The sequence below is a fragment of the Allobosea sp. 117 genome, assembly GCF_000702305.1.
In the GTDB taxonomy this organism is placed as follows: domain Bacteria; phylum Pseudomonadota; class Alphaproteobacteria; order Rhizobiales; family Xanthobacteraceae; genus Ancylobacter.
This window is the reverse complement of the sequence record NZ_JNLC01000010.1, coordinates 164052-175792: the sequence shown is the minus strand read 5'-3', so window position 1 is coordinate 175792 and position 11741 is coordinate 164052. Positions and strand designations below refer to the sequence as shown.

Annotated in this window: 11 protein-coding genes; 10 read left to right on the top strand and 1 reads right to left on the bottom strand. The window is 69.2% G+C overall.

Annotation, left to right across the window (positions count from 1 at the left end):
- Nucleotides 1-116 precede the first annotated feature (116 nt).
- From U742_RS0102855 to U742_RS0102820, 8 genes are all read left to right on the top strand, one after another.
- Nucleotides 117-557, top strand: coding sequence for a hypothetical protein (locus U742_RS0102855; protein WP_051660798.1), 441 nt, complete (start codon nt 117-119; stop codon nt 555-557).
- Nucleotides 550-1782 (top strand): HlyD family secretion protein, encoded by a 1233-nt coding sequence (locus tag U742_RS0102850; protein WP_029349848.1) that lies wholly within the window; start codon nt 550-552, stop codon nt 1780-1782. The genes U742_RS0102855 and U742_RS0102850 overlap by 8 nt, the downstream gene beginning before the upstream one ends.
- 258 nt (nt 1783-2040) lie before the next feature.
- Nucleotides 2041-3936 (top strand): molecular chaperone DnaK, encoded by a 1896-nt coding sequence (gene dnaK, locus U742_RS0102845; RefSeq protein ID WP_029349845.1) that lies wholly within the window; start codon nt 2041-2043, stop codon nt 3934-3936.
- A gap of 300 nt (nt 3937-4236) precedes the next feature.
- Nucleotides 4237-5373 carry a molecular chaperone DnaJ gene (gene dnaJ, locus U742_RS0102840; RefSeq protein ID WP_029349844.1) on the top strand — a complete coding sequence of 379 codons (1137 nt, stop codon included), beginning with the start codon at nt 4237-4239 and terminating at the stop codon, nt 5371-5373.
- Nucleotides 5374-5543: 170 nt separating this feature from the next.
- Complete coding sequence (locus U742_RS0102835; RefSeq protein WP_029349842.1) at nt 5544-6158, top strand: class I SAM-dependent methyltransferase; 615 nt, start codon at nt 5544-5546, stop codon at nt 6156-6158.
- Nucleotides 6159-6169: 11 nt separating this feature from the next.
- Nucleotides 6170-6754 (top strand): NADPH-dependent FMN reductase, encoded by a 585-nt coding sequence (locus U742_RS0102830; RefSeq protein WP_029349840.1) that lies wholly within the window; start codon nt 6170-6172, stop codon nt 6752-6754.
- Between the two features lie 23 nt (nt 6755-6777).
- Nucleotides 6778-7485, top strand: coding sequence for an orotidine-5'-phosphate decarboxylase (gene pyrF / locus U742_RS0102825; RefSeq protein ID WP_029349838.1), 708 nt, complete (start codon nt 6778-6780; stop codon nt 7483-7485).
- 34 nt (nt 7486-7519) lie between these two features.
- Nucleotides 7520-8140 carry a DUF1330 domain-containing protein gene (locus U742_RS0102820; protein ID WP_029349836.1) on the top strand — a complete coding sequence of 207 codons (621 nt, stop codon included), beginning with the start codon at nt 7520-7522 and terminating at the stop codon, nt 8138-8140.
- Nucleotides 8141-8252: 112 nt separating this feature from the next.
- On the opposite strand, the gene U742_RS22385 is transcribed toward U742_RS0102820, so the two are convergent.
- Complete coding sequence (locus U742_RS22385; RefSeq protein ID WP_051660797.1) at nt 8253-9131, bottom strand: DUF2076 domain-containing protein; 879 nt, start codon at nt 9129-9131, stop codon at nt 8253-8255.
- Between the two features lie 237 nt (nt 9132-9368).
- Here U742_RS22385 and ubiE point away from each other — a divergent pair, with 237 nt between their 5' ends.
- Together ubiE and ubiB are read left to right on the top strand one after the other, a co-directional pair.
- A complete protein-coding gene (gene ubiE / locus U742_RS0102810; protein ID WP_081852783.1) occupies nt 9369-10148 on the top strand; it encodes a bifunctional demethylmenaquinone methyltransferase/2-methoxy-6-polyprenyl-1,4-benzoquinol methylase UbiE in 780 nt (259 codons plus the stop codon).
- 7 nt (nt 10149-10155) lie between these two features.
- A complete protein-coding gene (gene ubiB / locus U742_RS0102805; protein WP_029349830.1) occupies nt 10156-11736 on the top strand; it encodes a 2-polyprenylphenol 6-hydroxylase in 1581 nt (526 codons plus the stop codon).
- Nucleotides 11737-11741: the final 5 nt, after the last annotated feature.

Here is an 11741-nt window from a genome sequence, read left to right as displayed (position 1 = left end):
AACATGCTTTAAGATGGGATGGTGGTCATCGGTCGGCTTTACGGCCGCCGGCCGCCCCCTTAATTTACCGGCACGCGGCCCCGCGCCGCTCCGGGGATCGGTCGCCACAGGGGAACATCGTGATCCCGCCGCATGAAGCAGCCAACCACGCGCTGCCGTTCTTCATCACCCCGCCGGGCAGTACCGATGTCCTGATGGTCGTCGCCGCCATCCTCCTGATCGGCGGCGTGCTGCTCACCGGCGTGCTGTTCCTGCGTCTGCACTCGCTGCCCGAGCGGATGGCCCATAAGGGCAAGAAGCTGCAGTTCGAGATCGTCGCGGTGCTGTGCCTGCTCGCGCTGTTCACCCATGTCCACATGTTCTGGGTGATCGCGCTGCTGCTGGCCTTCATCGACATCCCGGATTTCCTGGCGCCGCTGAACCGCATCGCCGGAGCGGCCGAGGTGGTCGCCGGCACGGCGCCGCCCCCGCAGGAGCCGTCCTCCGCCGAGCCGGCGCCCGATGCGCCGCCCGCGGCCCCGCCGGTCTCGCCGTCACAGGGGGGCGGTCATGCTTGAGCTGCTGCTCTGCTCGCTGGTCACGGTGTTCCCGGACTACCTCTATCGCCGCTATGTCCAGGGCAAGCGGTTTGGCCGGGAGATCACCCTCTACTCGGTGTGGTTCGAGTTGAGGTGGGGCATCACCGCCTGCCTCATGCTGACCATCGGCCTGATCACCGTGATCTTCTACAACCACCCCTCGACCAGCACCGTGACGGCCTATTTCCGCACCGTGCCGCTGGTGCCGGAGGTTGGCGGGCGCGTCGTCGAGATCTTCGTGCAGCCGAGCGACGTCGTGAAAGAGGGGCAGCCGATCTTCCGGCTCGATCCGTCGTCGGAGGAGACGGCGATCGAGACCGCGCGCCGGCGCATCACCGAGGTGGACGCCTCGATGGTGGTGGCGCAGTCGGACATCGCCGCCGCCGAGGGACAGATCCGGCAGGCCAACGAGTCGCTGGAACAGGCGCGCGACGAATTGCGGGTCAAGCAGGAGCTGCGCACCCGCAACAGCGACACGGTGACGATCCGCGAGATCGAGCGGCTGCAGCGGGTGGTCGACGGCCGCGAGGGCGCGGTGGCGGCGGCGATCGCCGCCAGGGAAGGCGCGCAGTCCCGGCTGAGCACGCTGCTGCCGGCGCAGAAGGCCAGCGCCGAAGCGGCGCTGGCGCAGGCCGAGGTCGACCTGAGAAAGACCATCATCCGCGCCGGAACAGCCGGTCATATCGAGCAGTTCGCGCTGAAGGTCGGCGATTTCGTCACGCCGCTGATGCGCCCCGCCGGGGTGCTGATCCCCGAGGGCGCGGGGCGCGGGCGGCTGATCGCCGGCTTCGGCCAGATCGAGGCCCAGGTGATGAAGCCGGGCATGGTCGCCGAGGCGACCTGCATCTCCAAGCCCTTCACCGTCATCCCGCTGGTGGTGACGAACGTGCAGGACTTCATCGCGGCGGGCCAGTTCCGCGCCGGCGAGCAGCTCCTCGACGCCCAGCAGGTGCAGCGGCCGGGCACCATCACGGTGGTGCTGGAGCCGCTCTACAAGGGCGGGCTCGACAACGTGCCGCCCGGCAGTAGCTGCGTCGCCAACGCCTATTCCAGCAACCACGACCGGCTGCAGTCGGGCGAGGCGGGTTTCTTCGAGGGCATCTGGCTGCACGTCGTCGACACCGTCGCCCTCGTGCATGCGCTGCTGCTGCGGATACAGGCGCTGATCCTGCCGATCCAGACGCTGGTCTTCACCGGGCACTGACGCGGCGCGGCGCCACGGCGCCGCGCAAAGTTCTTTCACGGGATCGAAGTTCCCGCGTTTGGAAGTTCCTGCGTTTGATCGTCTTGCAGGCATCCGCGCGCCCCCCTATATCCGGCCCGAACGGCGTGCGGTAAACACGCCGTACCCAATCGTTTGGGGGCCGGACCGGGGGGACGGCGGCAGGGCGGCAACGCCATCTCCGTTCTCCTCCGGGTGCTTGAGCGAGGCCCGGCCGGCCTGCCGGAAGGAGAACTATTCATGTCTAAAGTCATCGGCATCGACCTCGGCACGACCAATAGCTGCGTCGCCGTCATGGAAGGCACCTCGCCGAAAGTGATCGAGAACGCGGAAGGCGCCCGCACGACGCCCTCCATCGTCGCCTTCACCGAGGACGGCGAACGCCTCGTCGGCCAGCCGGCCAAGCGCCAGGCGGTCACCAATCCCGAGCGCACCTTCTTCGCGGTGAAGCGCCTGATCGGCCGCCGCTACGACGACCCGATGGTCGAGAAGGACAAGAAGCTCGTCCCCTACCACATCGTCAAAGGCGACAATGGCGACGCCTGGGTCGAGGCGGACGGCAAGAAGTATTCGCCCTCGCAGATCTCCGCCTTCGTGCTGCAGAAGATGAAGGAGACCGCGGAGGCCTATCTCGGCTCCAAGGTCACGCAGGCGGTCATCACCGTCCCGGCCTACTTCAACGACGCCCAGCGCCAGGCCACCAAGGACGCCGGCAAGATCGCCGGCCTCGAGGTGCTGCGCATCATCAACGAGCCGACCGCGGCCGCGCTCGCCTATGGCCTCGAGAAGAAGTCGGCCGGCACCATCGCGGTCTATGACCTCGGCGGCGGCACCTTCGACGTGTCGATCCTGGAGATCGGCGACGGCGTGTTCGAGGTTAAGTCCACGAACGGCGACACGTTCCTGGGCGGCGAAGATTTCGACATGCGGCTCGTCAACTATCTCGCCGACGAGTTCAAGAAGGAGCAGGGCATCGACCTGCGCAACGACAAGCTCGCCCTGCAGCGGCTGAAGGAAGCCGCCGAGAAGGCCAAGATCGAGCTTTCGAGCGCGACCCAGACCGAGATCAACCTGCCCTTCATCACCGCCGACGCCACCGGGCCGAAGCACCTCACCATGAAGCTCACCCGCGCCAAGTTCGAGGCGCTGGTCGATGAGCTGATCCAGCGCACCGTCGAGCCCTGCAAGAAGGCGCTCAAGGACGCCGGCCTCACCGCCGGGCAGATCGACGAGGTCGTGCTCGTCGGCGGCATGACCCGCATGCCCAAGGTGCAGGAAGTGGTGAAGCAGTTCTTCGGCAAGGAGCCCCACAAGGGCGTCAACCCGGACGAGGTGGTCGCCATCGGCGCCGCCATCCAGGCGGGCGTGCTGCAGGGCGACGTGAAGGACGTGCTGCTGCTCGACGTGACCCCGCTCTCGCTCGGCATCGAGACGCTGGGCGGCGTGTTCACGCGCCTGATCGACCGCAACACCACCATCCCGACCAAGAAGAGCCAGACCTTCTCCACGGCCGAGGACGGACAGACCGCGGTGACGATCCGCGTGTTCCAGGGCGAGCGCGAGATGGCGGCGGACAACAAGATCCTCGGCCAGTTCGACCTCGTCGGCATCCCGCCGGCGCCGCGCGGCGTGCCGCAGATCGAGGTCGCCTTCGACATCGACGCCAACGGCCTCGTCAACGTGTCGGCGAAGGACAAGGGCACCGGCAAGGAGCAGCAGATCCGCATCCAGGCCTCGGGCGGCCTCTCGGACGCTGACATCGACAAGATGGTGAAGGACGCCGAGGCGCACGCCGCCGAGGACAAGCAGCGGCGCGCGCTCGCCGAGGCGAAGAACCACGCCGAGGCTCTGGTCCATTCGACCGAGAAGGCGCTCTCCGAGCACGGCGACAAGGTCGGCGCGGCCGAGAAGGGCGCGATCGAGACCGCGCTCGCCGATCTCAAGTCGGCGCTGGAAGGCGACGATGCCGAGGCGATCAGCGCCAAGACCAACACGCTGGCGCAGGCCTCGCTCAAGCTCGGCGAGGCGATGTACGCCGCCCAACAGGGTGGCGACGAGGGCGGCTCGGCGCCGAAGGACGACGTGGTGGACGCCGAGTTCACCGAGGTCGACGACGACAAGAAGAAGTCGGCCTGACCGGCTTCATCGACGAAATGCCGTCATGCCGGGGGATAACCCGGCATGACGCATCTCGGAACGGTATCGGGCGGCTTGGCGGCCGCCCGATCGACATGAGAGCATGTTCCGCGAAAGTTGAGAGACTTTCGCGATAAGAACATGCTCCAATTTGAATAAGAGCACTTTCTTGTCGATCAGGTGATTCCACCTGATCGGAAAGAGCTCGAGAAATGCTGATAGCCAACCGACGCCGACGACCGCTTCCGAGGCGACGCACCCCTCGCCGCAAGCGCTGAAAACTGGAGCCGCGCGTCCGATATGTCCAAGCGCGACTATTACGAGATCCTCGAAGTCACCCGCACCGTCACCGATGGCGAACTGAAGAGCTGCTACCGCAAGCTCGCCATGAAGTGGCATCCGGACCGCAACCCCGGCAACGGCGAGGCGGAGATCCGCTTCAAGGAGATCAACGAGGCCTACGACGTCCTGAAGGACCCGCAGAAGCGCGCCGCCTATGACCGCTTCGGCCATGCCGCGTTCGAGAATGGCGGCGGTGGCGGCCCGGGCTTCGGCGCCGACTTCGCCTCGACCTTCTCCGACATCTTCGACGACCTGTTCGGCATGGCGGGCGGTGGACGGCGCGGCGGCGCGCGGGGCAGCGGTCGCGAGCGCGGCGCGGACCTGCGCTACAACATGGAAATCACGCTCGAGGAGGCCTATGCGGGCAAGGAGGCCACCATCCGGCTTCCGACCTCGGTGACCTGCGAGGGCTGCTCGGGTACCGGCGCCAAGCCGGGCACCCAGCCGACCTCCTGCCGGACCTGCGGCGGCTCGGGCCGCATCCGCCACGCGCAGGGCTTCTTCACGCTGGAGCGTACCTGCCCGGCCTGCCAGGGCCGCGGCCAGGTGATCGAGGACCCCTGCCCGGCCTGCGCCGGCGCCGGCCGCGTCACCAAGGAGCGCACGCTGCAGGTGGCGATCCCGGCCGGCGTCGAGGACGGCACGCGCATCCGCCTCGGCAATGAGGGCGAGGCCGGCACGCGGGGCGGCCCGCCGGGCGACCTCTACATCTTCCTGTCCATCGCCCCGCACGAGTTCTTCCAGCGCGACGGCGCGGACCTGTTCTGCCGGGTGCCGATCTCGATGGTGACGGCGGCGATCGGCGGCTCCATCGAAGTGCCGACCATCGACGGCGGCAAGACCAAGGTGAAGGTCCCGGAGGGCACCCAGACCGGCAAGCGCTTTCGGCTCACCGCCAAGGGCATGCCGGTGCTGCGTACCCGCAACACCGGCGACATGTATGTGCAGGTGGTGGTGGAGACGCCGCAGAACCTCACGCGGCGCCAGCGCGAGCTGCTCGCCGAGTTCGACAAGGAATGCTCCAAGGATACGCATCCGGAGGCCAATGGCTTCTTCTCGCGCGTGAAGGACTTCTTCGCCGGCGAGGCGGAATGACGGGGCCGCGCGGGTGTCCCATGGCCCCGTGCGCGCGGCGGCGTGTAATCGCCGCGTCACAGCGGTGCGGCAGCATGATTCGAACCGCGTCACAGCGTCGGCTTGACCGTCCGGTTCATCCCGTTTAATCGCCAATGGTCCGCGCGACGGACTGCAGGAAGTGGAGTGGCATGCTGCACCGTCCCGCCGATCACTGTGCCTTTAAGCACAAACCGAAACTCGACGAAGTCCGTTTCCTGCATTCCTGGCTGCAGAACCCGCTGCGCACCGGCGCCGTGTCGCCGTCCGGCCGCGCACTCGCCAAGACCATGGCGGGGTTCGTCGATCCCAAGCAGGACGGCCCGGTCATCGAACTCGGCCCCGGCACCGGGCCGGTGACCAGCGCGCTGATCGCGCGCGGCGTCGCCCCCGAACGGCTGGTGCTGATCGAGTACAATCCCGATTTCTGCACGCTGCTGCGCCAGCGCTTCCCTGGCGCCACGGTGATCCGCGGCGACGCCTATGCGATGGCCAGGACGCTGGACGGCCAGCTCGACAAGCCGGCCGTCGCCGTGGTCTCCAGCCTGCCGCTGTTCACCCGGCCGGTGCCGGAGCGCCAGAGCCTCGTCAATCAGGCGTTCGGGATGTCGGTGCCGGACGCCCCCTTCATCCAGTTCACCTATGCGGTGGTCTCGCCGCTGCCGCTGTCGCACATGCGTGTGAAGGCGCATCGCAGCCCGCGCATCTGGCTCAATCTCCCGCCCGCCTGCGTTTGGGTCTATCGTCCGGCCGAGATTCACGGCTGACGGACAGAACCATGGCGCTTCCCAAGATCGTCGTCTTCGCCGGCTCCATCCGGACCGGCGCCTTCTCCGCGCAGCTCGCGAGCCTGGTGGCACGCGAGCTTCCCGGCCTCGGCGCCGAGGTGACGCATCTCTCGCTCGCCGATTACGAGCTGCCGATCTACAACGGCGACCTCGAAGCGGCAGAGGGCGTGCCGGAGGCGGCCAAGCGCCTGCGCGACGTGCTGGCGGGGGCGGACGGCGTGTTCGTGGTGACGCCGGAATACAATGCCGCGGTGCCGCCGCTTTTGAAGAATGCAATCGACTGGGTGAGCCGCGTGCGCGCCAGCGAGGGCGACGCCTTCAAGGGCCCGGTGTGGGTGATCGGCTCGACCTCGCCGGGCGCGATGGGCGGCTATCGCGCCTCGATGATGCTGCGGCAGGTGCTGGCGCTGGGCTTGAGCGCGCTGGTGCTGGGCGAGCAGATGGCGGTCGGCAGCGCCGGGCAGGCCTTCGACGAGGCCGGGGCGCTGAAGGAGGAACGGCAGATGAAGCAGCTTCGCGGCGTGCTGTCGCGGCTGATCGAGGAAGCCGGCCGGCGCGCGGCCTCCCGCGCCTGACGCCGCACGAGCCGCCGAATTTCATGGCACATCCCATCCCGGATCCGCGCGACCGCCTCATCGTCGCCCTCGACCTTCCCTCCGTGCGCGCCGCCGAGACGGTGGTCGGCCGGCTCGGCAAGGAAGTCACCTTCTACAAGATCGGCTACGAGCTCGGCTTCTCCGGAGGCCTCGGCTTCGCCCGCGAGCTGATCGCCGACGGCAAGAAGGTGTTCATCGACTTCAAGCTGCACGACATCGGCAACACGGTGGCGCGCGGGGTGGCCTCGATCGCCGGGCTCGGCGCCTCCTTCCTCACCGTGCACGCCTATCCGCAGACCATGCGGGCGGCGATGGAAGGCAAGGGCGCGAGCCCGCTGCGCATCCTCGCGGTGACCGTGCTCACCTCCTATGACGACGCCGACCTTGCGGAAGCGAGCTATGGCGCGGGCGTCGCCGAGACGGTGGCGCGCCGCGTCGCGCAGGCGCGCGACATCGGCGTCGACGGCGTCGTGTGCGCGCCCACGGACGCGGCCTCGGTGCGCGCCGTGCTCGGCCCGCGCCGGGCCATCGTGACGCCCGGCGTGCGCCCGGCCGGCAGCGCGGCCGGCGACCAGAAGCGCGTCGCCACCCCGCTTGAGGCCATCCGCGCCGGCGCCGATCATCTCGTCGTCGGCCGCCCGATCGTCGGCTCGCCCGACCCGGCAAGCGCCGCCCGCGCGGTGCAGGCCGAGATCGCCGCGGCGCTCTGACCTATCCAGCGTACCGAGTATCCAAGGAGCAGACATGGCCAAGGGCTATTGGATCAGCCGCCTCGATGTCACCGACGCGGAGCGCTACAAGCTCTATATCGACGGCGCCAACGCGGCGATCGCGCGGTTCGGCGGGCGCTTCCTCGTGCGCGGCGGCGCCTTCGAGGCGGTCGAGGGCACCTCGCGCTCGCGCAACGTCGTGGTGGAGTTCCCCGACTACGACACCGCGCTCGCCTGCTTCCACTCGCCGGAATATCAGGCCGCCTATCAGCATCGCCTCGCCGCCTCGGAGGGCGAGCATGTGGTGATCGAGGGCTATGAGGGCGCGCAGCCCGCCGCCGGCGTGCTCGACGGCCCCGCCGAAGGACCGGGCGCCTACTGGATCCTGCGCGTCGACGTGAACGACCCCGAGGCCTACAAGGCCTATGTCACCATCGATGCCATCGCGGTGGAGAAGTATCGCGGCTGGTTCGTGGTGCGCGGCGGGCGCTACGAGGTGGTGCACGGCTCCGCGCGCTCGCGCAACGTGGTGCTCGCCTTCGCCGACTACGAGACCGCGCTCGCCTGCTACCGCTCGCCGGAATATCAGGAAGCGCTCGCCATCCGCCGCACCGCCGCCGATGCGGAGGTGATCATCATCGGCGGAGCGGGCTGAGGGCGGAGAGCGCCCATCCGGCCTGACCGCGCTCAAAAGAGCGCCAGAGTCGTAATGCCCGGCCGAAGCCGGGCATCGCACTGCTTGCCTTCCGCGCTTCGCCGCCGGGACGTCAGGCCCAGCCGCTGTCGTCGTAGCCGCCCGACAGGCCGCCGTCGAAGGCCTCGCCGTCATCGGCGGCGAGATCGGTGAAGAAGCCGTCATCGGCCGAACTGGCATCGGCATTCGAATCGGCATCGGCGCCTTTGTCGGAGGCGTCGGCTTTCTCCGAGGCGTCGGATTTGGCCGAATCGCCCCAGGGGTTCCAGCCGCTGCCGGAATCCGAGCCGCCATCCGCATTCGCGTCGGACTTGGCCTCGTCGGACTTGGCCTCGTCGGACTTGGCCTCGTCGGACTTGGCCTCGTCGGCCTTGGCCTCGGCGATCTTTGTTTCACCGAAGGGGCTGCCCGACGTGTTCAGCATCGAGCGTATGCCGTCATAGAGCAGCGCGCCACCCGCGACGCCGGCCGCCGTGGTGAGGGCCGAGGCAAGGAAGCCGCCGCCGCCGAAAGCGCCGCGCGCCGGCGCGGCCGGCTGGAGCGGGGCGGGATTGGCCGCCGGCGCGCCCGGCGCGTCGGGATAGGCGAAGCGCTCGGGCCGTTGGCCGGCGCTCGGCACCGAGGTCGGGCGCCCGGTTGCGGGAGACGACGTCTGGGCGCCGCCGCCGAACAGGCCGCCGAGGAAGGAGCCGGCGCCCGGCGCCGGCTGCGCGTCGCGCGCCTTCAGCGCCGCCTGGAGCTCCTCGATGCGGGCATTGGCCGCCTGCAGCGCATGCTCCTGCACCAGCACCGTCTGCGTCAGCGCATAAGGCGCGTAGGGCTGCTGCGCGACGTGACCGGCGATCAGCGCCTCGGCCTCGGCGTCGCGGGGGGCATCGGCGACCGCGCGCAGGCGGTCGAACAGACCGTCGATCAGGGCACGTTCGTCGGCATTCATCGTGGAGCCCTCCATCAGGGTTGCCTGGAGCCTTTCCCGACCGGCGGCCCGCCGACGAGGAAATGCTCCCGTGTAGTCCTCACGATATGAAGATCGGAAAATGGCGGGTTAAGAGCGGCATTGCGTGAAATTTTTGTAAGGTCAGCCGCGCTGTCCGGTCGCCCTCCGGCGGGATTGGCGCGCCTGCCCGCTCTCCGCTATGGTCCGCCCGCCCGCGCGCACCGATGCGCCGGCGAGGTTCGGACAGCACGGATGGCGGTGAGCGACATGACGGCGAACGAGGCCGCCGAAACCCATTTCGGCTTCCGCACCGTGCCGCTCGGCGAGAAGCAGGGCATGGTCGACGAGGTGTTCCACTCGGTGGCACGCCGCTACGATCTGATGAACGACCTGATGTCGCTCGGCTTCCACCGGCTGTGGAAGGACGCGCTGATCTCGAAGCTGCGCCCGCCGAAGGGCGACCGGCCCTTCGCGCTGCTGGACGTGGCGGGCGGCACCGGCGACATCTCCTTCCGCACCGTCGAGGCGGGTGGCCCGAATACCCGCGCCACCGTGGCCGACATCAATTCCGGCATGCTGGAGGTCGGACGCGAGCGGGCGAGCACGCGCGTGCTTTCCGACCGCGTCGAGTTCGTCGAGGCCAATGCCGAGGACCTCCCCTTCCCGGACAAGTCGTTCGACGCCGCCACCATCGCCTTCGGCATCCGCAACGTGCCGCGCATGGACCGGGCGCTGTCCGAGATGCGCCGCGTGCTCAAACCCGGCGGGCACGCCTATGTGCTGGAGTTCTCCCGCGTCGACGTGCCGGGGCTGGACGCGGTCTATGACGCCTATTCCTTCAAGGTCATCCCCGGCCTCGGCCGGCTGGTGACCGGGGATGCCGATTCCTACCAGTACCTCGTCGAATCGATCCGCCGTTTTCCCCCGCCGGAGGCCTTCGCCGAGCTGATGCGCGAGGCCGGCTTCGCGCGTGTCGGCTTCACGCCGCTCTCGGGCGGCATCGTCGCGCTGCATTCCGGCGCGCGGATCTGAGGCCGCCGTGGGAACGCCCTTCGGAGACGCGCTGCGGCTCGCCCATGCCGGCTATGTGTTCGCCCGCGAGGGCGTGCTGGCGCGGCTCGACCCCGCCGCGCTGCCGCCCGGTGCCGCGCCCGCCTTCCGCTTCGCCCGGCTGATCGAGCGGCGCGAGGCGAAGGATGGGACGGTGAGCGGGGCGGCGCAGCTCTCCGCGGCCCTCACCCGGCTCGGCCCGTCCTATGTGAAGCTCGGCCAGTTCCTGGCGACCCGGCCCGACGTGGTGGGGCCGGCGCTGGCGCGCGACCTTGAGACGCTTCAGGACCGCATGCCGGCCTTCCCGCAGGCGATCGCGGAGGAGACCATCCGGCGCACCTTCGACCGGCCGGCGAGCGAGGTCTATGCCGCGTTCGGGCCGGCCATCGCCGCCGCCTCGATAGCGCAGGTGCATCGCGGCGAGGTGGTGGATCCCGACGGCACGACCCGTGCGGTGGCGGTGAAGGTGCTGCGCCCGGACGTGCAGCGGCGCTTCCGCATCGACCTCTCCTCCTTCCACCGGGCGGCGCGGCTCGGCGAGAAGGCCTCCCCCGAAGGCCGGCGCCTGCGGCTCATCGCCATCGTCGACACGCTCGCCCGCTCGGTGGCGATGGAGATGGACCTGCGGCTGGAGGCCGCCGCGCTCTCCGAGCTCGCGCAGAATACCCAAGCCGAGGACGATTTCCGCGTGCCGGCGGTCGACTGGGACCGCACCGGGCGCGAGGTGCTGACCACGGAATGGATAGACGGCATCAAGCTGAACGATCTCGACGGCCTGCGCGCCGCCGGCCACGATTTGCCGGCGCTCGGGCGCATCGTCATGCAGTCCTTCCTGCGCCACGCGCTGCGCGACGGCTTCTTCCACGCCGACATGCATCCCGGCAACCTGTTCGTCGATCCGGAAGGCCGGCTGGTGGCGGTCGATTGCGGCATCATGGGCCGGCTGGGACCGAAGGAGCGGCGCTTCCTCGCCGAGATCCTCTACGGCTTCATCACCCGCGACTATCGCCGCACGGCGGAGGTGCATTTCGAGGCCGGCTACGTGCCGCCGCAGCATTCCATCGACGATTTCGCGCAGGCGATCCGCGCCATTGGCGAGCCGATCCATTCGCGCCGCGCCGACCAGATCTCGATGGCGAAGCTGCTGACCCTGTTGTTCGAGGTCACCAGCCTGTTCGACATGCAGACGCGCCCCGAATTGCTGCTGCTGCAGAAGACCATGGTGGTGGTGGAGGGCGTCGCCCGTGCGCTCGACCCGCAGCTCGACATGTGGAGGACCGCCGAGCCGGTGGTCCGCACCTGGATCGAGCGCAATCTCGGCCCGGCCGGGCGGCTGGAGGAGGTGGCGACCGATCTCGGCGCGCTCGCCCGCAGCGTGCACACCCTGCCGACGCTGGTCGGGCAGGCGCAGCGCATCGCCGCCCAGCTCGACGATGCCACCCGCGAGGGCATCGCGCTGGCGCCGGGGACGGTCGAGGCGATCGGCCGCGCGAAGGGCCGCGGCAACCGCTGGACCAGCATCGCGCTCTGGGTCATCGCGGCACTGCTGGCGCTCAACCTGCTGTTCTGAGGCCG

Coding starts and splice junctions, on each gene's coding strand:
- U742_RS0102850 (WP_029349848.1), top strand. CDS start 550: ATGCTTGAGCTGCTGCTCTGCTCGCTGGTCACGGTGTTCCCGGACTAC.
- dnaK (WP_029349845.1), top strand. CDS start 2,041: ATGTCTAAAGTCATCGGCATCGACCTCGGCACGACCAATAGCTGCGTC.
- dnaJ (WP_029349844.1), top strand. CDS start 4,237: ATGTCCAAGCGCGACTATTACGAGATCCTCGAAGTCACCCGCACCGTC.
- U742_RS0102835 (WP_029349842.1), top strand. CDS start 5,544: ATGCTGCACCGTCCCGCCGATCACTGTGCCTTTAAGCACAAACCGAAA.
- U742_RS0102830 (WP_029349840.1), top strand. CDS start 6,170: ATGGCGCTTCCCAAGATCGTCGTCTTCGCCGGCTCCATCCGGACCGGC.
- pyrF (WP_029349838.1), top strand. CDS start 6,778: ATGGCACATCCCATCCCGGATCCGCGCGACCGCCTCATCGTCGCCCTC.
- U742_RS0102820 (WP_029349836.1), top strand. CDS start 7,520: ATGGCCAAGGGCTATTGGATCAGCCGCCTCGATGTCACCGACGCGGAG.
- U742_RS22385 (WP_051660797.1), bottom strand. CDS start 9,131: ATGGAGGGCTCCACGATGAATGCCGACGAACGTGCCCTGATCGACGGT.
- ubiE (WP_081852783.1), top strand. CDS start 9,369: ATGGCGGTGAGCGACATGACGGCGAACGAGGCCGCCGAAACCCATTTC.